Origin of the sequence: Zobellia alginiliquefaciens, from assembly GCF_029323795.1 — a bacterium.
Classification (GTDB): domain Bacteria; phylum Bacteroidota; class Bacteroidia; order Flavobacteriales; family Flavobacteriaceae; genus Zobellia; species Zobellia alginiliquefaciens.
In genome coordinates this window covers 1,794,652-1,818,155 of the sequence record NZ_CP119758.1, presented here as the reverse complement: position 1 = coordinate 1,818,155, position 23,504 = coordinate 1,794,652, and the positions used below count along the sequence as shown (strand labels likewise).

The following is a 23,504-nucleotide window of genomic DNA, read 5'->3' as shown; positions in this document are numbered from 1 at the left end:
AAATCAACTCTAGAACTTAACCGAAACAAGTAACGAATCCCAAGTCCGCTACTTAACCTACAGAGCTTATAAAAAATACCGGTCCCCACTGGGAAAATCAAAAAAACCTACTTAAAAATAGAGCCCCGATTTCGGGGCTCTATTTTGTTTTATACCCAAGTTGTCAATGCCTAATCAATGATGAAGGTAGCTTCTGAATGGTTTTTATTGACCTTCAGCTGTACTGTATATTCACCTTTCGGCAAATAGGTTTTCTCGTCTTTTGCAACGTCAAGTTTCTGTTTATTCTTTTTTAAATACGATGCTTTCCCCTCTTTCGTAAAAGCTAGATCATAAGAAAGAATATTTAGTCCTTTATCAGCATTAACCGATGTTTCACTTACTATAATACCTTCGGAGGTACGAATTTCCGCCGTAAATTTCTGCTCTTTAGAACTATAGAAAGTGATGTCAAGCCCAGGTGTATTCGGTTTAGACCAAGTGTTGGTAGCGTTTCCCCAGTTATCGGAGTGTTTTATGTCATCTAGTTTAAAAACATGTACATCTTTAGCAAGTAGTTCCGATGTCATTTTTTGTAAGGTCGAAATATCAGCCTTATAAATACTTCGTCCGTGAGTGCCAATTAACAGGTGTTTGGCTTCCGGTTGAATTACTAAATCATGAACGGCAACATTGGGCATTCCATTTTGGAAAACTTCCCAAGAATTGCCTTGATCAAAAGAAGTGTAGAGTCCGTTATCGGTGCCGACGAAGAGGAGGTTTTCGTTCTCGGGATCTTCGATAATTACATTTACGGGCGAATCAGGAATTCCAGAAGAAATGGTCGTCCATGTCTTTCCATAATCTTCGCTTTTAAAAATATAAGGCGTAAAATCATCCCAGCGGTATCCGTTTAAGCTAACGTATACCCTTTCTCTTTTGTGTTTGGAAGCTACAATACGGCTCACCCAAAGATTAGGGCCGTTCTGTGAGTTCTTAAGGTTCGAAAACTGAGATAAATCTATATTTTTTGAAATGTTGTCCCAATTGGTTCCACTATCTTTTGAGATGTGTATGAGTCCGTCATCACTACCTGCATAAAGCAATCCAAAGGAAAAAGGTGATTCCGAAAGGGTTGTGAGCGTACCGTATGCTACGTTACCTTTTTTGCCACCATGGGTCAGATCTGGTGAAATAGTTTCCCAATCATCACCTTGGTTCATGGATCGGTGTAGTTTGTTTCCCCCTAAATAAAGAATATCTTGGTTATGGGGTGATAAGAGAATTGGGGTTTGCCAGTTAAAGCGGTAAGGCACTTCCCCTAATTCATGTTTTGGCTGAATGTAGTATCGCTTGCCGTTATTTTTGTTAATACGATAGTAATTGCCAAATTGATATCCGGTATATACAGTAGTATGGTTGCGACTATCAGTCGCTATCTGCATGCCGTCACCTCCCATAAGGGATTTCCAAGGATATTCTCCGGTTTGATGCCATTGTGAATCTTCTTTCGCATTATGTGGACCTTCCCAAACACCATTGTCCTGAAGGCCTCCGTACACATGATAGGGCTCTTGGTTGTCCACGTTTATTGCATAAAACTGCCCAACGGAGGGTGAGTTGTTTTTAATCCAATTTGCACCATCGTCATAAGAAATGTTCACTCCGCCATCATTACCGTTAATTAAGTGGCCAGGCTTTTGAGGGTTCACCCATAGCGCATGGTGATCGGCATGTACGTTCTTTCCATTGATAGAGGTGTAGGTTTTACCCCCATCAACGGATTTTATAATGGGCACACCTCCCAAATATATTTTATTTATATAATTAGGGTCTACCCGTATTTCTCCAAAATAGTAGCCGTAGCTATATAGTAATCCGTCAATATAATCCTCATTTTGTTTTTTCCAGGTTTTGCCACCATCATCGCTACGATACACTTCGGCGCCAATTACTGGCGTATCAAAAAGAGAAGTGTTCGCATTCTCCAAATACGTAGTAATATCTGCGGGTTTTGCTACACCGCTGCGAATCATTTGCTTCACATTTTCCGCACGGTATTTTTCCTGAAAATTATTGGTTTTAAGAAAGGCATTAAGCTTCTTGTCATCTAGTTTTAGAAACTCCGACTCGGACATTGATTTAAAATCTTCTTTAGATAATTCCTCACTTTTTTTATCTGAATCTTCGGTTTTCTCACGGTGGTTCTGATTGTCAAGAAGGGCATAAACCGTATTTTCATCGTAAACCGCTAGCCCTATACGACCAACACCGTAATCAGTAGGAAAGCCACTGGCATCCGTAGAAATTTTCTCCCATGAAGTTCCTCCATCCGTACTTTTATAAATATTTGAATCATTTCCATTCCCAAGAAAATCCCATGCTTTTCTATCCTTTTCCCAAGCAGAAGCGTATAAAATATTGAAGTTATTTGGAGTTTTAGCTATATCGATTATTCCCGCTGTATTGCTCACAAACAGTGTTTTTTTCCATGTTTTGCCACCATCTGAGGTTTTGTAAATCCCTCGTTCAGTATTTGCGGAATATAGATGTCCGGTAACCCCAATTACAACTTCATTTGGATTTTTATTGTTAATAAGAATGCGACCAATGTGATGCGAATCGTTCAAACCCATATGCTGCCACGTTTTACCGCGGTCCGTAGATTTTAAAATTCCGATACCCGCATAAGAAGACCTTGAGGCATTGTTTTCGCCTGTCCCTACCCAAATTGTATGCGTTTTCCAATGCACGGCAATATCACCAATGTTTTGCGTTTCAGAATTGTCCATTACCGGGGTAAAAGATGTTCCATTATTATTGGTGTACCATAGTCCACCACTGGCATAAGCAGCATAGAATTCTATGGGATTATCTGGGTTGACATCTAGGTCCACAACTCTTCCGCTCATAACGGTGGGTCCAATATTCTGTAATGGTATATTTTTTACCAAGGATGTGGACGTCATCTGTTCCTTTAGAAGAAGAGCTTTTGAAATCTTTTCTGCGGATGTAGGCGTAATTTGTGCAAACATTTGTGAGCCCAAAAAGAGGAATAAGGCAGCGATGGAAAATTTCATAAAATAGATTTTCTTTAAGATGAAAGTAGACAAAACTGGATTAAAATGCAGTCTTACAACCGTAAAGTACAGATTATACTTACAAGTAAACCCTGATATACTAACAGTTAACGAGAAAACAGTTAAAAATCGTAGTTTCTATTGTGTCCTAGCTTAAAATTTTGTTAATTTATTCAAGTGTTAAAGTTCAAAGTATAAGATTTATCCTGTGCTACTCTATATAATATAAGGTTCGTTCTCAGTTTAAACAGGTTCGGACAATTGAACAAGTAACATAACCAACTTTAATTATGGACCCCAAAGGTTTTAACAAACCTTTGGGGTCTTACCATTTGCGGGTAGTTGTAAATCATTAATTTTGATAAAATTCAAAATTGATATGAAGTACGAGCAAATAAAGAGTAGTCTATTTATAAAAAATAGAAAGAAATTTATGGCGGAAATGCTGCCAAATAGCATAGCCGTCTTCAATTCCAACGATATTTACCCTATTGGTGCGGATAGCACTTTGCCTTTTGAACAGCATAGAGACCTTTTTTATTTAAGCGGCGCGGACCAGGAAGAAACTATGCTGATTTTATTTCCTGATGCCGTAGCTGAAAAACATCGTGAAATCTTATTCGTAAGAGAAACAAATGCACATATAGCCGTTTGGGAAGGTGAGAAATTGACCAAAGAGAAAGCAACCGAAGTGTCGGGTATTGAAACCATTTATTGGTTACAGGATTTTGATAAGGTATTTTTTGATTTGATGACGGAGGCCGAAACCGTATATTTCAACACAAATGAGCATTATAGACAGGCGGTAGAGACCCAAACGAGGGAAGATCGTTTTATAATAGATTGCAAACAAAAATTTCCTGCGCACCGAGTTGCAAAGAGCAACCCTATACTACAAAAGATCCGTGGAGTGAAAGAGCCAGAAGAAATCGATTTGATGCAGACGGCCTGTAATATTACGGATAAAGGTTTTAGACGTGTTCTTGATTTTACCAAACCGGGAGTTTGGGAGTATGAGATCGAAGCAGAACTTTTGCATGAGTTCATTCGCAACCGTTCTAAAGGGTTCGCATATACGCCTATCATTGCTTCCGGAAACAATGCCAACGTATTACATTATGTTGAAAACAATCAACAGTGTAAAAGTGGGGATTTAATTTTGATGGATACTGCCGCTGAATATGCCAACTACTCATCTGATTTAACGCGAACCATTCCTGTAAACGGAAAATTTACACCACGACAGAAAGAGGTTTATGAAGCCGTTCTTAGAGTAAAAAATGAAGCAACAAAAATGTTGGTGCCTGGTACAATTTGGGCAGATTATCATGTAGAATGTGGTAAACTTATGACTTCAGAGCTTTTAGGTTTAGGTCTATTGGATAAGGTTGACGTTCGGAATGAAAACAAAGACTGGCCAGCGTACAAAAAGTATTTCATGCACGGAACTAGTCACCATATAGGATTGAACACCCACGACTACGGGGAACTGAAAAAACCAATGGAAGCGAATATGGTTTTCACAGTTGAACCTGGTATTTATATCCCTGAAGAAAAAATGGGTATCCGTATAGAAGATGATGTGGTCATCCAAGAAAAAGGAGAGCCCTTTAATTTAATGGCCAATATTCCTATTGAAGTTGATGAGATTGAAGAGTTGATGAATAAGTAAATTGATCAAGCTTTCATTTTTTATATTAAAGTAATACCCGTCGGGGTCGTTTATGATTGCTTTTTTTGCAAGAGATTTGCTGCAACAAAAACGACCCCTGCTGGTAATACCCATCCTAGACTATAAGGACTTAATGGAATAAAAAACTGGACTTTGGAAATAGTTTCTGTAAGTCCAATACTTCCCAGAAAATCAGGAACGCTAAAAATAATGGTGGTTATCACCACTGCTCTGAATACTTTTTCGGAAGCGAATTTATTCGGCACTATATTTAAAAGAATAAGTACAATAGTAATGGGGTAGATAAACATAAGTGCCGGTAAGGCCACGGCAATAATATATCCTACATTAAATTGTCCCATCAAAATTCCTAAAACACAACCCAATATAGCTGTTGCTAGATATACGGGCTGTGAATCATGAAATCTATATTTTATAAAATCTGCAGTTCCTGTAACTATTCCCACGGCAGTGGTAAAACAGGCAAGACTTACCAAAATACTCAGAAACAGATTGGCGGTACCACCCAAAGTCTTTAAGCTGATTCCACTCAATAAAGCTGTTCGTGAAACGTCTGCACTAAATTCACCTTGCATAAGTGCCCCGGTAACAATAAGTCCGGCGTAGATAAGAAACAGGCTTAGACCGGCCAACCTACCTGAACGCCTGATCAACCTTTTCTTTTCATCGTAAGAAGCATTCTTTTTCTTTAGATTGATGGATACAATAATTACACCGCCTACAACTACGGCTCCAATGGCGTCAAAGGTCTGATACCCTTCAAGGATACCATCAGAAAATGGATTTGGAAATACCGTCTCGTTGAAAACAAAATCATACGAAAAAATAGCTGTACCTATAATAAGGAATAAAATAAGAATAATGGCAGGGGTCAGAAGCTTGCCAAGAATATCCAAAATTTTTGACCGATTGATAACAAATACAAAAACCAGCGAGAAATATATAATACTGGTTAGAAGGGGCGGCGAGTCAAAAAACGGTTGGATAGCCATTTCGTGCGTTACAGCAGCCGTTCTTGGAGAGGGCAGACTAATAGAAATAATGTAAATGAGTAAAGAATAAATAAGTCCAAAAGTAGGAGAGACTTTCTTGCCAAAGTCGAATATGGTGCCCTGCAGTTTGGCGTGTGCCATAATACCCATTATAGGAATAAGTACAGCGGAAGCACAAAAACCCAAAGCAACGAGCCACCACAATTCACCGGACTTATTACCCAGCAGTGGAGGTAATATAAGATTGCCGGCACCAAAGAATAATGAGAACAGTGCAAATGCAGTAACTAGGACCTCTTTGGTTTCCTTATTTATGACAAACATTGATATGAGTTATATTGAAGATCATTTCTGTAGATTTTATTAAGGTTTACGCTTCATCGAAAAAATGGGAGGTTATTCATCGATATCGATGAACTACAAAATTAAACCTTCATGTTTTTTGGAAACTACTAAAATCGCCGTAAGATACCGTAAATTCACCTGATAACAAATGTAGAAAAGGCCGATTATAAAGTGTTGTTCATCGAATAAAATGTATTTCATCGAAAAAACGGCACATTGAGAGAATGGCATCCAATAAAAAAAGATATGATGGCGTTCAAGTAAAAGAGTGCCTTAAAAAACACTTAAACGATCAGACCCAAATTTTTGCAGAAGCGGTTTCCCAAGGACCGATGATGCGTTTTTAAACCTACAACCATGAAGAAGTTTTTTTGCAGTTTATTCGGGCATCACTACACGGTGTCAAAAAAAGTGACCCTCCACATTAAAGAGTACAAATGTATCCATTGTGGAAAACAAGTGACAACAGACGTAAGTGGAAATCTTTCAACACTTACCCCAGAACTGCAGGATATCAATAAAACCTTAGAAAATATATTTCAGAAAAGACATAGGGCAGCAGAGCATGCCGCCTAACTATGCTTTGGCACCGAAATTCTGAGCCGTAAAACCCTCGGAATTTTAAACTTATTTCCGGAAATTTAGGAAACAGCCTCGTTCTCCACTGTCGTTCGCCCCACAACAGTATAAGTTAGGTATGTCCTTTATTTTCGGGAATTTTTTGTTTAAAAACTTGGTAAAAACGGTAGTAAATATCTTATTTTTAGGTTGTTGGGATGTTTTTTTTATTCTATCGTTTTCAAAATTTTAGTACTGATGAGGTCTATTTTTGCATCGGGTAAATCATGGCCCATATTGTCAATCCATAAGCTATCTACCTCTGGAATAATAGAAGCCATTTTTTTTCCATGTTCAATGGGAATAACGGGATCTTGTTTTCCATGAATTACAAGTACAGGTAATTTTAATTTTGAAAGGGCACCATATCTAGGTTTTGCTGCTTCTATAGCTTTTTGATGCTGCCGGCCAGCGGTATAATGATATCCATCACGCTTCGTTAGGTTATAAAGAGCTGCCTCTGCAAGTGGTTTTATGGAAATATCGCCTGTTGCATCGCCCATTAAAATCTTTTTATGCACAAATTGAAGCTTTACCTGGCTTTTTTTACCGCCAAAAATACCGTATTTGATTACCGCGCTTATCATTTGAGATAAAACATCAGGCGACGGCATTGGCAAGGTTGAATCAAAAAGATCGGCAGAAGACATAATAGACGTAAGGCTGCTAAACCTGTCCTCATTTTCTATGGCGCTTATTTGTGCGATCATCCCTCCCATTGAAACTCCAACAATATGTGCTTTCTCTACTTTAAGAGTATCAAGAATTGTAATGTGGTCGTTGGCCATCTGTGCTAAAGTATAGTCTTTATCTGTCTTTTTTAAGCGCTCCGTCAGCCCCGTGCCTCTATGGTCAAATCGCACAACTTCGTAACCGGAATCAGTAAAATTAGTAATGAAACTAGGCGGCCAGCTCAAGGCATCATTTGCAGCGCCCATCACCAAAATTACGGTGCCTTTTTTGTTTTTTTTTGCCGGAATGCTTTCGTACCAAAGCTTCCAGCCGTCAGAAATAGCATAACCAGTTTTGCCCGTTACAATCTCAGGTATGGGTTCATGCATAACCTCGGTAATCATACTTTCTGTTTCACTGGAGAGCTTGGGAACGGAGGCGCATGCATAGAAGAGAAAGAATACTATTGCAAGTACGGAAAATTGCGAAATTAGTTTCCTAACTCTCGTATGCTGTTTCATAAAAAGAAAGCTTAGTCGTTGGACTTAAAAGAATTCCAACCTTGAGCGGTTAATTCTATTTTGGTGTTTGCACGGGTTACAAGATGGGCTCCTTCACTTTCATCCGTCATATGGCCAATAACGGTTAGGCTAGGATTACCTTTAATTTTGTCAAAATCGTCTTGAGAAACAGTAAAGAGAAGTTCATAGTCTTCCCCACCGCTTAAGGCTACCATAGTGCTATCAATATTAAATTCCTCGCATGCAGAAATTACAGTGGGGTCTAACGGAATTTTGTCTTCAAAGAGGTTGCACCCAACCTTGCTATTTTTGCAGATATGAAGAATTTCAGATGAAAGTCCATCACTAATATCGATCATGGCGGTAGGCTGCACTTCTAGGTCTTTCAAAAGTTGAACAATATCTTTGCGCGCCTCTGGCTTTAATTGTCGTTCTACAATATAGGAGTACGGTGAAAGGTCCGGTTGGTTATTTGGGTTTACCTTAAAAACCTCTTTTTCGCGGTCTAGGACTTGCAACCCCATATAGGCGGCACCCAAGTCGCCACTAACCACCAAAAGGTCGTTTGGTTTGGCTCCATCACGATACGTGATTTTTTCTTCTTTTGCCTCTCCAATTGCAGTAATGCTAATAAGCATTCCCGAGGTGGATGAAGTAGTATCTCCTCCAATTAAATCTACATTAAAAACCTTTGCCGCAAGGGCAATACCTGCATAGAGTTCTTCTAGCGCTTCAAGTGGAAAACGGTTAGAAACGGCTAATGACACCGTGATTTGAGTAGCCGTGGCGTTCATGGCGTACACATCGGATAGGTTGACCATTACCGCTTTATAGCCCAAATGTTTTAAGGGCATGTAGCTGAGGTCAAAATGTACGCCTTCTATAAGTAGGTCTGTTGTTAAAACCGTTTTTTCCTTATGGTCAAATACAGCAGCATCGTCACCGATACTTCTAAAGGTCGACTTCTGTTTTATTTCAAAATTTTTGGTCAAATGGTCAATGAGTCCAAACTCACCTAATTTTTCCAAAGATGTACGTTCTTGATTTTTATCTTCTAGCATTTTGCAAAAGTAAGAAGTATAAATTTATATCAAATCGTTTAAGGAGTGGAAAATAGCAGTTAATATTATTAAACCTTTCATTAAGGGAATACAGTTACCTTTTAACTATTTTGTAGTTTTTGTAATAGGTATCTATGCCAAAGTATTTTTTTAATATTTTTTTAGAACGATCCTTAAGGCTTATGCGGCTCATGGAAATTTCGTAGTCAAATGTCCAGTTTTTCATTTCTATCCGTGGTATGATAATTTTAGGATGACTGCCTTTGAAAGGAGCTATTTTATGTATACTATTTTCGTAGATATATTTTTTGGGGGCTGTTTTCGCTTTTTCTAGTTCTTTTTTACCTCTGTAGAGCGAACCAAAATTTGATTGTTTTCTTTGCATGGCCTCAGGTTCTCTTACCCAGCCATAATGGTATACAAAAGCATCTATAGATTTTACGTTAAGCTTTTCGTTGTCATTTTTTCTAAATCCTTGTGCATCTTTATAGGAATAGATATTAGCGTTATTTTTAATGACTCTTATTTCATGTGAATACCAATTGGAAGAAGCTCCAATGTAATCGAACGAACCATAAAAATGAAGATATTTAAAGAGTAGGCCGTCTACGTTTTTATTATCTTTAGATTCCAACATTGCTCTCTTAATTGGGGTCAAGCAGTTCTCATGAATAACTTCATCAGCTTGAATATAAAATGCCCAATCTGAATCTGTTGAAATGTGTTTTAATGCTTTATTCGTTTCAGCCGCTAAAACTTTGCCTCCCTCTCTTAAGCTATCATCCCATTCCGTTTCAACGATTTTTATTTTTTCATCGTTGATACTCTGAATCAATTCTAATGTGCCATCATCACATTTGCCAATAGCTATTATAAATTCGTCACATAGCGGTAAAATGGATTTTATAGATTCTATTACCGGATATTCAAAACGAACGGCATTTTTAACGAAAGAAACCCCTGATATTTTCATTGGAAATTGATGTAAATTTTTCTAAAAATATTAAAATACTTTAACATTGTTTTTTTAAATTTTTATTTGTGTTACAACGATAGTATTCTCTTTTCATTTTGGTGAAAGGGTAGCAATAGTTGTGATGAGATATTTGGTTTGCAAAATGTGAGTGCAGTGGTCGCAATATTGTTAACGAAAAACTGACTGCTAATGGTTTGCACTGAGTTAAACGAGCTGTTTCAAATTAAGATAGAAAAACCTTATTTGAATATACGTTATAATAATGTTAGTTCTTATGGTAAAACCCTACTAATGCCGTATATTTGTGAACTATTTAGATTAAATCCAAATGCTTATGATTCAAGTATCTGAGACTGCGAAAAAGAAAGTGATTGACTTAATGACCGAGGGAGGATTTGATGCCTCTAAGGACTTTGTTCGCGTAGGTGTCAAGAGTGGTGGGTGTAGCGGCCTATCGTATGAACTCGATTTTGACAAAAAAATGGATGAAACCGATAAGGTTTTTGAAGATAACGATGTGCGCATTATTGTAGATAAAAAAAGTTTTCTCTATTTGGTAGGGACAACTTTAGAATATTCTGGCGGACTGAACGGAAAGGGTTTTGTTTTTAACAACCCAAATGCACAACGCACCTGTGGGTGTGGAGAGAGTTTCTCGTTGTAAACGGGAACAATTAAGAAACTAATTATTCAATTGCCTTAGTGTAATTGGTATAAAAGGAAAAAATGGCATATACAGAAGAAGAACTAAAAAAGGAACTCGAAACTAAGGAGTACGAGTACGGTTTCTATACGGATATTAAGTCTGATACTTTCCCGAATGGGTTAAATGAGGAAATCGTCATCGCCATTTCCAAAAAGAAGGAAGAGCCTGAATGGATGACCCTTTGGCGCTTGGAAGCCTTCAAAATTTGGAAAGAGATGGAGGAACCGGAATGGGCAAATGTACATTACACCAAGCCGGATTTTCAAGCGATCAGTTATTATTCCGCACCGGTAAAAGCGGACCCAAATAAAACGCTAGACGACGTAGATCCAGAGCTGTTGGAGATGTACAAGAAATTGGGTATTTCCGTAGACGAGCAAAAGAAATTGCAAAATGTTGCGGTTGATATTGTTATGGATTCGGTTTCTGTAGCAACAACTTTCCAAAAGACTTTGGCTGAAAAAGGAATCATTTTTTGCTCAATTTCCGAAGCAATAAAAGAACATCCTGAATTGGTTAAGAAGTATTTAGGATCTGTGGTTCCACAGAAAGACAACTTTTATGCGGCTTTAAATTCTGCGGTCTTTTCAGATGGTAGTTTCTGCTACATTCCAAAAGGGGTGCGTTGCCCAATGGAGTTGTCAACTTACTTCAGGATCAATCAAGCAGGTACAGGTCAGTTTGAAAGAACGCTGGTAATTGCAGATGAAGATAGTTATGTAAGCTATTTGGAAGGCTGTACAGCCCCATCCAGAGATGAAAACCAGTTGCATGCTGCGGTTGTAGAATTGATTGCGTTAGACGATGCCGAGATAAAATACTCAACGGTACAAAATTGGTTCCCTGGTAATAAAGAGGGTAAAGGTGGAGTGTATAACTTCGTTACTAAAAGGGGTTTGTGCGAGAAAAACGCTAAAATTTCTTGGACGCAGGTAGAAACTGGTTCTGCTGTAACTTGGAAATATCCTTCCTGTATTTTAAAGGGAGACAATTCTATTGGGGAGTTTTATTCTATTGCGGTAACAAACAACTATCAGCAAGCGGATACCGGCACCAAAATGGTGCACTTGGGTAAAAACACGCGTAGTACCATTATATCTAAAGGTATTTCCGCAGGAAAATCACAAAATAGTTATAGAGGCCTTGTGCAGGTAAATAGTCGCGCAGAGAATGCGCGTAACTTTTCTCAGTGTGATTCACTCTTAATGGGTAACGAATGTGGTGCCCATACATTTCCGTATATAGAAGCAAAGAATAAAAGTGCTCAAATAGAGCATGAGGCAACTACCAGTAAAATTGGTGAAGACCAAATTTTTTATTGTAACCAAAGAGGTATTGATACTGAAAAAGCCATTGCTTTGATCGTAAACGGATTCAGTAAAGAAGTTCTGAACAAATTACCTATGGAATTTGCCGTGGAGGCTCAAAAATTATTGGAAATTAGTTTAGAAGGGTCGGTAGGATAGTACTTGGCCAAATGCAGTATAGTTAGATAAATAAATAAGATTCGCAAAATGCTAAAAATAGAAAATTTACACGCTAGTGTAGAGGACAAAGAAATATTAAGAGGTATTAACTTAGAGGTAAAAGCTGGTGAGGTTCATGCTATAATGGGGCCTAACGGTTCTGGGAAAAGTACCTTGGCATCAGTAATTGCAGGTAAAGAGGAGTTTGAAGTGACTGAAGGTAGTGTTTCCTTAGAGGGAGAAGACTTGGAGGAGACATCTCCGGAAGAGCGCGCTCACAAAGGGGTTTTCCTGTCTTTTCAATATCCTGTTGAGATTCCTGGGGTTTCGGTAACGAACTTTATGAAAACTGCCATTAACGAATCTAGAAAAGCAAGAGGCCTTGAAGATATGCCCGCTAAGGATATGTTGAAGTTGATTCGCGAGAAATCCGAATTGTTAGAGATTGACCGTAAGTTCTTGTCTCGTTCTTTAAACCAAGGTTTTTCAGGTGGTGAAAAGAAGCGAAACGAAATTTTCCAAATGGCAATGTTAGAGCCAAAATTAGCCATTTTGGATGAAACCGATTCTGGTCTGGATATTGATGCCCTGCGTATTGTAGCTAACGGCGTTAACAAACTAAAGAGTAAAGATAATGCAGTAATTGTAATTACACATTACCAACGCTTATTGGATTATATCGTTCCTGATTTTGTTCACGTATTGCACAATGGTAAAATTGTGAAGTCCGGTGGAAAAGAATTGGCTTTAGAGCTAGAGGAAAAAGGATACGATTGGTTAAAGCAGGAAACTGCAGTTTAAGAAGTAAAAAGTAAAAGTGATGAGTACAAAGGCTCGTTACTTAATACTCATTACTTAATACTTATTAGAATATGGATTTAAAAGATAAATTAATTTCTTCATTTATGGCGTTTGAGAACAACGTTGATGTTGAGCATTCAGTGCACGATGTTCGAACGGAGGCCATGAAGAATTTTGAACTTAAAGGTTTTCCTAGCAAGAAAGAGGAGGCGTGGAAATATACCTCTTTGAATAGTCTTCAGAAGATAGATTTTAGCATTTTTCCGCGTCAGGAAAATACCCTTGAGTATAAAGATGTAAAAAAGTATTTTTTACATGAAATAGACTCGTATAAAATTGTTTTTGTAGACGGTATTTATAGCTCATATCTGTCAGATACTACTCATGATGTGGTAGATGTCTGTCTAATGAGTTCTGCGCTTACGAAACCTATGTACAAACCTGTTATTGATGTTTATTTTAACAAGATAGCATCTAAAGATGAGTCGTTAACGACCTTGAATACTGCGTTTAGTAGAGAGGGAGCGTATATTTACATTCCTAAGAACAAAATGCCTAAAAAGCCAATTGAGATTATTCATTTTGCAACGGGTAATGAGGAGTCTATTTTATTACAGCCCAGAAATTTGGTGGTAGTAGAAGAAAATGCGGAGGTTCAAATAATTGAGCGCCACCAGAGTTTGACATCAAATGAGGTTTTGACCAATGCGGTAACAGAAATTTTTGCGGCTAAAGATGCAATAGTCGATTACTATAAAATTCAGAATGATGCACCTACCGCTTCCCTGGTAGATAACACATATATTGATCAAAAAAGTAAGAGTGTTGTTAAGGTACATACTTTTTCGTTTGGTGGAAAGTTGACTCGTAATAACTTGAACTTCTTTCAAAATGGAGAGTATATAGACTCAACAATGAAAGGGGTAACAATTTTAGGAGACAAGCAGCATGTAGATCATCATACATTGGTCCATCACATAGAACCGAACTGTGAGAGTCACCAAGATTATAAAGGTATTTATGGTGATAGTTCTACAGGTGTTTTCAATGGTAAAATTATAGTAGATAAGATTGCCCAGAAAACGAACGCTTTTCAACAGAACAATAATATTTTGGTAAGCGATAAGGCCACTATTAACACTAAGCCGCAGCTGGAAATTTTTGCGGATGATGTAAAATGCTCACATGGTTGTACTATTGGCCAGTTAGATGAAGACGCTTTATTCTATCTTCAATCACGTGGTATTCCCAAGAAAGAAGCACGTGCTTTATTAATGTACGCTTTTGCCAATAATGTTTTGGAAAGTGTACGTATACCAGAGCTAAAAACACGAATTAACAAATTGATTGCTAAAAAATTAGGTGTTAATCTAGGGTTTGATCTATAGCATATTAGATGCTTTTTAGCAAAAAATTATCATAAAATACAGAAATTATTTAACGGCACTTTAGGAGTGCCGTTATTTTTTTGAAGGAAATTACTTATAGATTTACGAACGAATTATAAACCCTTAATTAATCGTTCAGATGAGAAAATTTTACTTTTTAACAGTTTCAGTATTTTTTTTAAGTGTAAGCGTATTGGCCCAAGATCAAAAGTGGAGTGTAGAGGCTAACTATCCCTTGTCTGTTGGGGATGAACTGGGAAATGATGCTCCTGGTATTATAGACCTCGGCGTAAAATATCGATTTTTAGATTTAAGTATTGTAAAAATTGGAGCAGGTATTAATGCAGGAGTGTTCAAAAAAAATATAGATGATCAGGTCAGCCCTACCAATACGGATTTTGACGAAACCAATTGGTTGATACAGCCTAAAGTTTTCGCAGAGTTCAACATACCGGCATTAACAAAGCTTCACCCTAGCATAGGTTTAGGGTATTCCATTATTGAGTCTAAATATGAAGGTTTAGTTTCTGGTGAATCCTATAAAAACACAGTTTCATCAGGGGGCTTAAATGTAAACCTAGGGCTTGCATACGACATTACTGATAGATTCTTTTTACAAGTGCAATATGATTATATAAGCGTCAAAGATACATATGAATATGATGGTACCAATGTAGGGGTAGATTATAACCTCGGTTATTTAAAGTTTGGAGCTGGTTTTAGGTTTTAACTAAAATATCAATCTGTAATGAAATCCAAGATAACTATCTTGGATTTTTTCTTTTATACCAATATCCGAAATTTATAAACCCGCATATTTACACTGTACTTTAAGGCATAGTCGGTATCTTTGTATTCAATATAATTGTTATGATAGACGTTACTAAAATTCGACAAGATTTTCCTATTCTCAACAGAGAAGTGAACGGGAAGCCTTTGGTATACTTAGACAATGCTGCCACATCTCAAACGCCACAGCAGGTTATTGATGTGATAGTAGATTACTACCAGAATTACAATGCCAATATTCACAGGGGGGTACATGCCCTTTCACAAGAAGCAACGGATAAGTACGAAGTAGCACGACAAAAGATTCAGGAGCATTTTAATGCTAAAAATTCATATGAAATCATCTTTACATCAGGAACGACCCACAGTATAAATATCGTTGCCAACGGATTTACAACACTACTTGAAAAAGGAGATGAGATTTTGGTTTCCGCTATGGAACATCACTCTAACATAGTGCCTTGGCAAATGTTGGCTGAAAAAACAGGTGCTGTTTTAAAGGTAATTCCAATGAACCTAGAGGGTGAGCTGAAGATAGATGTCTATGAAGAGCTACTTTCTGACCGTACAAAGCTGGTTTTCTGCAACCATATTTCAAACGCGTTGGGAACTATTAATCCAATAGAACAAATTATAGATAAAGCACATGAGGCTGGCGCTGCAGTTTTGATTGATGGCGCTCAGGCTGCTCCTCACGTTAAAGCGGATATGCAAAAGCTAGATGTTGACTTTTACACCGCTTCCGCTCATAAAATGTGTGGACCGACCGGAGTTGGCATGTTGTTCGGAAAAGAAGAATGGTTGAATAAATTGCCTCCTTATCAAGGAGGTGGGGAAATGATTGCAGAGGTAACTTTTGAAAAAACTACCTATGCAGATCTGCCCCATAAATTTGAGGCAGGAACACCAAATATTTGTGGTGGTATTGCGTTCGGAGCTGCTCTAGATTATATGAATGGTATTGGTTTTGATGCTATTGCAGAATATGAACATCAATTACTTGAATACGCAACGCAAGAACTTTTAAAAATAGAAGGGCTAAAGATTTACGGCACCGCAAAAAACAAGACTTCCGTAATCTCCTTTAATATAGAAGGATTGCATCCTTATGATATAGGTTCTATTTTAGATAAGTTAGGGATTGCCGTACGAACTGGTCACCATTGTGCACAACCAATTATGGACTTCTATAAAATACCGGGTACCGTTCGTGCTAGCTTTAGCTTCTATAATACTATGAGTGAGGTAGATGATTTGGTCGCTGCCGTTGTTAGGGCCAAAGGCATGCTAGAATAGCAACTAGCGTTATCATTCTCTTAAAGAGTTGAAATCCATAGATACTTATTGTATTTTTGCCCAAAATAACGACAATGCAGATAAAGGAAATACAGGAAGAAATAGTAGACGAATTTTCGATGTTCGATGATTGGATGCAGCGTTATGAATATATGATTGATTTAGGTAAGAGCCTTCCTCTTATTAATGATACTTATAAGACCGAAGATAATATTATTAAAGGTTGTCAAAGTAAGGTATGGGTACACGCGGAGTTAGAGGAAGATAAGTTGGTGTTTACTGCTGATAGTGATGCTATTATAACAAAAGGTATAATCGCCATTTTAATACGGGCTTTTAGCAATCAGAAACCACAGGATATTATTGATGCAGACACGGATTTTATTGATGAAATAGGTCTAAAAGAACATCTTTCCCCAACTAGGGCAAACGGTTTGGTGAGTATGATAAAACAGTTGAAGCTGTATGCGGTAGCTTACCAAACACAACTAAATTAGGGTAGCTGTTTTTAGTGCTACCAGATTTTTAAAAAATAATCTCAAGAAAATGAGCGAAGAAACAACAATAGATGGCCAGGAATTAGGTGAGAAAATAGTAGTTGTACTTAAAACTATCTATGATCCAGAAATTCCGGTAGATATATATGAGTTAGGTTTAATTTATGATGTTTTCGTGAATGAAGACAACGAGGTTAAAATATTAATGACCCTTACATCTCCAAACTGCCCAGTGGCGGAATCTCTTCCTGCCGAGGTAGAGGAAAAAGTTAAGTCCTTGGATATAGTTAAAGATGCAGAGGTGGAAATTACCTTTGACCCACCATGGACTCAAGATTTGATGAGCGAGGAAGCTAAATTAGAATTGGGCTTGTTATAAAATAATATGGCTGACGAAATAATCAATAGAGTTGCGGAGAGTAAACTGGTTACATTTAACCTAGAAGATTATTATCTTCCTGGCAAGCGTGTGATTTTTGATATTTCCGATTGGTTGCTAGAAGGCTTTATTTTAAAGGAAAAGGAATTTAGGGCTAGTGCTGAAGCTCACGATTGGTCGCAATATCAAGATGCGTATGTGGCTTTGCACTGCTCAACGGATGCTATTGTTCCAGGTTGGGCATATATGTTGTTGGCTACAAAACTTCAGCCATATACTAAACGGTATATAAAAGGCTCGCTTGAAGAATTGGAGACGATTCTTTACGCTGATGTTATAAATAATTTAGATGTTACTGAGTTTAAAGATAAATTGGTAATTGTTAAAGGCTGTAGTAACAAGCCTGTTCCTCCTAATGCTTACGTATTGATTATAGGTAAGTTACAACCCGTAGTAAAATCCCTCATGTACGGAGAGGCATGTTCTTCAGTGCCTTTATTTAAAAGAAAGTAGACATTTGTTATTAAAATAAGTGACAATTAGTACTTTTGCGTGTCTATAATAATAAACACAAAAACCATGAGAAAATTACTGCTAACATCTTTGGCTATGCTTACCTTTTCGGTAGGTTTTGCCCAGACATTAGATGAATTAAAAGCTGAACAAGCTACGAAAAAAGACTCCATTAGCGCTATTCAAAGTAGGGTGGATGCTCTTCAAGGGCAAATTGATGCTTTCCCAGGATGGAAAATAAGAGCATTTGGTACTATTGGTGCCAACCTATCTAAATTTAATAACTGGTATTCACAGGGAACACCAGATAACTCCGCCGGAAATATAGGGGTTACGGTTAACGCTATTGCTAATTTAGATAGAGAAAAATTCTTCTGGAGAAATTCTGCCAACGTTAATTTGCAATGGGTAAAATTAGATGATAAAAATGACCCAAGTGATGACGAAGGTTTTGACGGAACAACAGATGTTTTTAATATCACGTCGCTTTACGGTTATAAGTTGAATAAAAACTTTGCTGTTTCAGCATTGATGGAATATCGTACATCAATTATCAATAATTTTAATGACCCTGGTTATTTAGATTTTGGTGTGGGTGCTACTTGGACTCCTATTCCTGATATGGTAGTTGTTATTCACCCATTGAACTACAACTTTGTTTTTGCTGATAACGATGCAGCTTATGAATCATCTGCAGGTGCTAAAATCGTTGTGGATTATGCAAAGCAATTAGGTGCAATTAATTTTAAGACTAACTTCTCTACTTTTCAGAGCTACAAGAGTGGTGACCTTTCCAACTGGACATGGATCAACTCTTTTGGTTATACACTATGGAAGGGTATTGGTGTAGGTTTTGAATTTGGGTTGAGAAACAACAAGCAAGAGGCATTGGGTAATGCATTGGCGGCTGTTCCTGTACCGACTCCAGCACCTACTTTTGATAATATTGATAACGACTTGCAGAGTTACTACCTTTTTGGTTTGAACTACGCTTTTTAAGAGAAAAGAAAACGATTATATAATGAAAACGCCCCGATACTATATCGGGGCGTTTTTTTTAGTTAAGTAGGATACGTTAAGTTTGGTTGTACAGTCAATAAATCAAACTTTATTTAAGTAATTTATTCGGGACGTACACTAAAATTTCAAATACAAGACGAATGTATGCGGGAACGTGGTGAACGCTAAATTTTTGTTGTGAACCTATCTTATTTTGTGGTGAAATCCGTTAAAATGAACATATCTCGGTTGAAATGCACATCAGAAAGTACACTAGATTTCAAAACAAACCTACTTAACAAAAAAGCCCGTCTAGACGGGCTTTTTTGTTAAGTAGGTTTGTTTATACTTTTAATTGCAATTTGGGATCACAATTTTTAAGCTTTTCGTAGGTCAAGTCCGGATTTGGGATTCGTACTTGTTTAGGTTAAGTTCAAGATTCGATTTGGGGTCATTACTATCACTTAATTACACTGTAAACTTACGTCTGTTTGCTCAGCTGTCTAAATTATTGTTGTGAACTGGCTCAACTCTGTTGTGAAAAATACAAGCTGTTAGGTGTGCTCGATGAACGGCATGTTCTTCTTGCTTTTAAACAGATGGGGTAAAACTATAGATATAAAAAAACCCTCTTTTAAGAGGGTTTTTTTATCAAGTAGGTTTGGTCAATTTGGTATTATTTTTTTGTCAAGCAATGGGTTTGGGGTTCATTACTTGTTTCGGTTAAGTTCAAGATTCGATTTGGGATCAATACTATTACTTAATTACACTGTAAACTTACGTCTGTTTGCTCAGCTGTCTAAATTATTGTTGTGAACTGGCTCAACTCTGTTGTGAAAAATATAAGTTGTTCGGTATCCCCGACGAATGGTAAGCGAACCTGAAATAGGTGCTAGTATTGATCTAAATGTTCAGGATATAAAAAGTTATTATACGGAAAACGGGTTACATGAATATCCCGCACCTCGTCATATACCCTTTTTCTAAACTCATCTAGATTCTCTTTATTTAAGGCAGATATAAACAAAGCCTTATTTCCAACTCGCTGCATCCAGGTTTTTTTCCACTCTTCAATGGTAAAATGCCTTTCGTTCCTTTCGGTTATTAAATCGTCCTCGTCTATCTCCGCATGCTTATATTGGTCAATTTTATTGAATACCATTATAGTATTCTTATCGGCACTATCTATTTCATCAAGAATTTTGTTGACGGATTCAATATGCTCTTCAAATTGTGGATGTGAAATATCAACAATGTGGAGTAACAAGTCTGCTTCACGAACTTCATCCAAAGTACTTTTAAAACTCTCTACCAACTGTGTAGGTAGTTTTCGGATAAACCCTACCGTGTCACTCAACAGAAAAGGCAAGTTGCCTATGACCACTTTCCTAACGGTCGTATCAAGCGTTGCAAAAAGCTTGTTCTCTGCAAACACTTCACTTTTGCTGATAACGTTCATTAAAGTAGACTTTCCCACATTGGTGTAGCCTACTAGGGCAACACGTACCAAAGCCCCACGGTTACCACGTTGGGTTTCCATTTGGCGGTCTATCTTGGTGAGTTTCTTTTTCAATAACGAAATACGGTCACGTACAATACGTCTATCCGTTTCAATTTCGGTTTCCCCTGGTCCGCGCATTCCGATACCACCACGTTGACGCTCAAGGTGTGTCCAAAGACCCGTTAAACGAGGTAGTAAATATTCATACTGCGCCAGTTCTACTTGGGTACGTGCATAGCTAGTTTGTGCACGCTGCGCAAATATATCCAAGATGAGGCTGGTACGATCTACAATTTTACAGCGCAAAAGTTTTTCTATATTTCGCTGTTGCGCCGGTGAGAGCTCATCATCAAAAATAACGGAACCTATATCGTTGCTTTTTACGAATGCTTCTACCTCTTCCATCTTACCTGAACCTATTAGGGTTTTTGGGTTGGGAACGTCCATTCGTTGTACAAACCGCTGTACAACTTCTCCACCTGCGGTATAGGTTAAGAACTCAAGCTCATCAAGATACTCGGTAACTTTTTCTTCGCTCTGTTCGCGATTAATAATACCGATTAAAACGGCCTTTTCGTGATCTATGGTCTTCTTTTCTAACATATCTAAACTAAAAATGCAAATTTAAGCAATACTGACCGACCTATTTTCGTAATTTTAAGAGCCCAATCGAGAAATTTATGATTTTTTCATTTTTCAGAAAGAAAAAGGGAAGCCATTTAAACACAATTAGCTTCTACAACCTAGAAAATCTATTTGATACTATAGATGACCCTAAAACTCTCGACGATGATTTTACTCCAAAGGGCCGTAAAAAGTGGTCTTTAAGAAGGTACAAAAAAAAGTTGTATAAACTTGCGAAAACCATATCTGAAATTGGGAATTCAGAAACCCAAAGTCCGCCAGTTCTTGTTGGCGTTGCGGAGGTTGAGAACCAGCAGGTTATGGAGGATCTTCTTGCAGCAGAACCTTTGGCGGACATTAAATATAGTTATGTGCATTACGATTCGCCCGATGAAAGAGGAATTGATTGCGGATTGATATATCACAAAGACCATTTTAAAGTGTTGCATTCTGAGCCCATTGCCCTGTTACTATACGAAGAGGATGGTAGAAGAGATACGACTAGGGATATTCTTTATGTAAAAGGAAAACTGAATAACGAAGAGGTTCATATTTTCGTGAATCATTGGCCTTCACGAAGAAGTGGGAATTCTACAACCGTGCATAAACGCCTTTTAGCCGCCCAAACCATAATAGATTTTATGGCAACAATTGAAGCGAACGAAGCCAATCCCAATTATATAATTATGGGTGATTTTAACGATGGGCCAAAGTCTGAAAGTATTCGGTCACTTATGGAGAGCAAAACACTGTACAACCCCATGGAAAAATTACTTACGCCAGAGCGGGGTAGTGCCAATTACAAAAGGGCATGGATGCTTTTTGACCAAATTATGGTTTCTCACAGTTTTCTAAACTTTGAAAAAGGAACCCATAGTTTTGCGCATGCCAATATTTTTGATGAACATTATCTTACGGAGTTTAAAGGAAAGTATATGGGCTCACCTTTTCGCACTTATGTTGGTAATAAGTATATGGGTGGCTATAGTGACCATTTTCCGGTGTACATTCAGTTGAAATACAATGCCTGATTTTTTCTAGATGCTTTTAATATTATCATCCTCAACTAACTCATCACCACGTAAACGTAAAAATACTTGCGCTGTGGTGACCACATCAAGCTCGCAATAGGTAACGATTCTATCTAAGTCTTTTTCGTTGTAATAAACTTCGCGCACCATACTACCATCAATATCTTGTTTTGGTGATGGGATGCCTAAAATATTTGCTAATAGTTTTAAGGACGTAAAGTTCTTATAGTCTCCAAACTTCCAGAGTTCCATGGTGTCCAGATGAGGAATTTCCCATGGTTTTTTACCGAACAGATTCAGTTTATAAGGCAATTCAATTCCGTGAATTATCATCCTTCGAGCGATATATGGAAAATCGAATTCTTTGGCGTTATGACCACAAAGTAAATGTTTGGGAGAACTGAAATGTCCGTTCAATAAATTCTTGAATTCTTTTAAAAGTTTGTCTTCCTCTCCATAAAACGAGGTAGTTCTAAAGGTTTTTGTTTCGCCATTTACCCGAAAGTATCCCACGGAAATACAAACTATCTTACCAAATTCTGCCCAGATTCCCGCCCGTTCATAAAATTCTTCAGCGGTAAATTCGTCTTTACGTTGGTATCTGGACTTCTGCTCCCACAGCTCTTTTTTCTCATCGTTAAGAGCTTCAAAACTGGGTTCTTCTGGTACGGTTTCGATATCTAAAAAGAGAATATATTCAAGATTTATTTTCTGTAGCATATGATTTATGTTGAAAATAGAAAAAGTAAAATAAGAAAAATCTTTAACACGAAGCTTTCAATTTTAGTTTCATCGCTGTAATGCTTTTATTTAGGGTGATTGAAATACCGAATTTAATTCCAAAATGTGTTATACATCGGTTAGAGTGGGCCTTTAAATGATTAAAATAGCGGTCAAGATGTTGTTGTAAATTTTGAGGTTAATAAAGAGTAAAAACCGAAAACAAACCATATGGTCGGTACAAGGTTGTACAACGAGAACCCACCGAATTTACTTATGCCATGAAATGCAATCATGTACAGATGAAAGGTGATTTAGTGTTGATTGTAGAACGGAATTATTAAGTAACAGACCAACCAGTCTGCTAGAACTAGAAAAGAGATTGTTGTTTTACAGGGCTTTCGTGATCTAAAAGCCACTTTTTACGGTGTAGGCCACCAGCATAACCGGTTAAAGAACCATCGCTGCCAATAACTCGGTGACACGGAACTACGATCCATAGTGGGTTTTTACCATTTGCGGCCGCAACCGCACGTATGGCTTTTACGTCGCCCAAAGTTTTGGAAAGGTCTAAATAGGAGACGGTTTTGCCAAATGGTATTTCTTCCAATGCTTTCCATACCCGTTTTTGAAAATCGGTTCCCTGGGGGTTTAAATTAATATTGAAATTATTCCGTGTGCCATTAAAATATTGTTCTAGTTGATCCGTGGCATCTTTTAGAGCATTTGGAATGTGGGTAGAAATGGTTTGCTCCTTATCGGATACAGTAATAGATGACAAGCCTAAGTCGTCGCCTTCAAGTTTGGCAACCCCAAGGGGAGTATGGATAAAAGCAATTTCCATAGCGGTTGTTTTG

At 37.7% G+C, this 23,504-nt stretch carries 22 protein-coding genes; 14 read left to right on the top strand and 8 right to left on the bottom strand.

The features are described from left to right. Positions 1 to 170 precede the first annotated feature (170 nt). The gene (locus P0077_RS07725) at positions 171 to 3,059 is read right to left on the bottom strand and encodes a VPS10 domain-containing protein (RefSeq protein WP_276168544.1); all 2,889 of its coding nucleotides are present in this window, start codon (positions 3,057 to 3,059) and stop codon (positions 171 to 173) included. 379 nt (positions 3,060 to 3,438) lie between these two features. Here P0077_RS07725 and P0077_RS07720 point away from each other — a divergent pair, with 379 nt between their 5' ends. After that, on the top strand, positions 3,439 to 4,731 hold the full coding sequence (locus P0077_RS07720; RefSeq protein WP_276168543.1) for an aminopeptidase P family protein: 1,293 nt from the start codon (positions 3,439 to 3,441) through the stop codon (positions 4,729 to 4,731). 50 nt (positions 4,732 to 4,781) lie between these two features. Here P0077_RS07720 and brnQ read toward each other — a convergent pair whose 3' ends face one another. Then, positions 4,782 to 6,068, bottom strand: coding sequence for a branched-chain amino acid transport system II carrier protein (gene brnQ / locus P0077_RS07715; RefSeq protein ID WP_276168542.1), 1,287 nt, complete (start codon positions 6,066 to 6,068; stop codon positions 4,782 to 4,784). A 245-nt stretch (positions 6,069 to 6,313) separates the two neighbouring features. Between brnQ and P0077_RS07710 the strand changes: the two genes are divergently transcribed. Then, positions 6,314 to 6,436 carry a hypothetical protein gene (locus P0077_RS07710; RefSeq protein ID WP_276168541.1) on the top strand — a complete coding sequence of 41 codons (123 nt, stop codon included), beginning with the start codon at positions 6,314 to 6,316 and terminating at the stop codon, positions 6,434 to 6,436. Positions 6,437 to 6,446: 10 nt separating this feature from the next. Continuing rightward, entirely contained in the window at positions 6,447 to 6,665 is a 219-nt protein-coding gene (locus P0077_RS20980) for a DUF1660 family phage protein (RefSeq protein WP_038236978.1), read from the top strand. A gap of 209 nt (positions 6,666 to 6,874) precedes the next feature. Here the strand turns inward: P0077_RS20980 and P0077_RS07700 are convergent, their stop codons facing one another. The 3 genes from P0077_RS07700 to P0077_RS07690 form a co-directional block, all read right to left on the bottom strand. Continuing rightward, the gene (locus P0077_RS07700; RefSeq protein WP_276168540.1) at positions 6,875 to 7,900 is read right to left on the bottom strand and encodes an alpha/beta fold hydrolase; all 1,026 of its coding nucleotides are present in this window, start codon (positions 7,898 to 7,900) and stop codon (positions 6,875 to 6,877) included. Between the two features lie 11 nt (positions 7,901 to 7,911). Continuing rightward, positions 7,912 to 8,961: a thiamine-phosphate kinase gene (gene thiL / locus P0077_RS07695; protein ID WP_276168539.1), complete on the bottom strand. Its 1,050-nt coding sequence runs from the start codon at positions 8,959 to 8,961 to the stop codon at positions 7,912 to 7,914. A gap of 94 nt (positions 8,962 to 9,055) precedes the next feature. After that, positions 9,056 to 9,934, bottom strand: coding sequence for a glycosyltransferase family protein (locus P0077_RS07690; RefSeq protein ID WP_276168538.1), 879 nt, complete (start codon positions 9,932 to 9,934; stop codon positions 9,056 to 9,058). A gap of 337 nt (positions 9,935 to 10,271) precedes the next feature. Here P0077_RS07690 and P0077_RS07685 point away from each other — a divergent pair, with 337 nt between their 5' ends. From P0077_RS07685 to P0077_RS07640, 10 genes are all read left to right on the top strand, one after another. Beyond that, complete coding sequence (locus tag P0077_RS07685; RefSeq protein WP_194525232.1) at positions 10,272 to 10,601, top strand: HesB/IscA family protein; 330 nt, start codon at positions 10,272 to 10,274, stop codon at positions 10,599 to 10,601. Positions 10,602 to 10,663: 62 nt separating this feature from the next. Continuing rightward, the gene (sufB, locus tag P0077_RS07680; protein WP_215913352.1) at positions 10,664 to 12,109 is read left to right on the top strand and encodes a Fe-S cluster assembly protein SufB; all 1,446 of its coding nucleotides are present in this window, start codon (positions 10,664 to 10,666) and stop codon (positions 12,107 to 12,109) included. Positions 12,110 to 12,157: 48 nt separating this feature from the next. Beyond that, positions 12,158 to 12,910, top strand: coding sequence for a Fe-S cluster assembly ATPase SufC (gene sufC, locus P0077_RS07675; protein WP_194525230.1), 753 nt, complete (start codon positions 12,158 to 12,160; stop codon positions 12,908 to 12,910). Positions 12,911 to 12,981: 71 nt separating this feature from the next. Continuing rightward, positions 12,982 to 14,298, top strand: coding sequence for a Fe-S cluster assembly protein SufD (gene sufD / locus P0077_RS07670; protein ID WP_276168537.1), 1,317 nt, complete (start codon positions 12,982 to 12,984; stop codon positions 14,296 to 14,298). Between the two features lie 139 nt (positions 14,299 to 14,437). Next, entirely contained in the window at positions 14,438 to 15,028 is a 591-nt protein-coding gene (locus P0077_RS07665) for an outer membrane protein (RefSeq protein ID WP_276168536.1), read from the top strand. A 140-nt stretch (positions 15,029 to 15,168) separates the two neighbouring features. Then, complete coding sequence (locus tag P0077_RS07660; protein ID WP_276168535.1) at positions 15,169 to 16,383, top strand: aminotransferase class V-fold PLP-dependent enzyme; 1,215 nt, start codon at positions 15,169 to 15,171, stop codon at positions 16,381 to 16,383. 74 nt (positions 16,384 to 16,457) lie between these two features. Then, complete coding sequence (locus tag P0077_RS07655; protein WP_276168534.1) at positions 16,458 to 16,880, top strand: SufE family protein; 423 nt, start codon at positions 16,458 to 16,460, stop codon at positions 16,878 to 16,880. Between the two features lie 49 nt (positions 16,881 to 16,929). Further along, a complete protein-coding gene (locus P0077_RS07650; protein ID WP_276168533.1) occupies positions 16,930 to 17,259 on the top strand; it encodes an SUF system Fe-S cluster assembly protein in 330 nt (109 codons plus the stop codon). Positions 17,260 to 17,265: 6 nt separating this feature from the next. After that, positions 17,266 to 17,772, top strand: coding sequence for a DUF2480 family protein (locus P0077_RS07645; RefSeq protein WP_276168532.1), 507 nt, complete (start codon positions 17,266 to 17,268; stop codon positions 17,770 to 17,772). Between the two features lie 66 nt (positions 17,773 to 17,838). Next, positions 17,839 to 18,771 (top strand): DUF3078 domain-containing protein, encoded by a 933-nt coding sequence (locus P0077_RS07640; RefSeq protein WP_276168531.1) that lies wholly within the window; start codon positions 17,839 to 17,841, stop codon positions 18,769 to 18,771. A gap of 892 nt (positions 18,772 to 19,663) precedes the next feature. Here the strand turns inward: P0077_RS07640 and hflX are convergent. Beyond that, positions 19,664 to 20,875: a GTPase HflX gene (gene hflX / locus P0077_RS07635; protein WP_276168530.1), complete on the bottom strand. Its 1,212-nt coding sequence runs from the start codon at positions 20,873 to 20,875 to the stop codon at positions 19,664 to 19,666. Positions 20,876 to 20,952: 77 nt separating this feature from the next. On the opposite strand from hflX, the gene P0077_RS07630 reads away from it, so the two are divergent. Further along, positions 20,953 to 21,927, top strand: coding sequence for an endonuclease/exonuclease/phosphatase family protein (locus tag P0077_RS07630; protein ID WP_276168529.1), 975 nt, complete (start codon positions 20,953 to 20,955; stop codon positions 21,925 to 21,927). A gap of 6 nt (positions 21,928 to 21,933) precedes the next feature. On the opposite strand, the gene P0077_RS07625 is transcribed toward P0077_RS07630, so the two are convergent. Then, positions 21,934 to 22,647 (bottom strand): 3'-5' exonuclease, encoded by a 714-nt coding sequence (locus P0077_RS07625; RefSeq protein WP_276168528.1) that lies wholly within the window; start codon positions 22,645 to 22,647, stop codon positions 21,934 to 21,936. A gap of 370 nt (positions 22,648 to 23,017) precedes the next feature. Next, positions 23,018 to 23,491, bottom strand: a complete 474-nt coding sequence (locus P0077_RS07620; protein WP_276168527.1) for a methylated-DNA--[protein]-cysteine S-methyltransferase — start codon at positions 23,489 to 23,491, stop codon at positions 23,018 to 23,020. Positions 23,492 to 23,504: the final 13 nt, after the last annotated feature.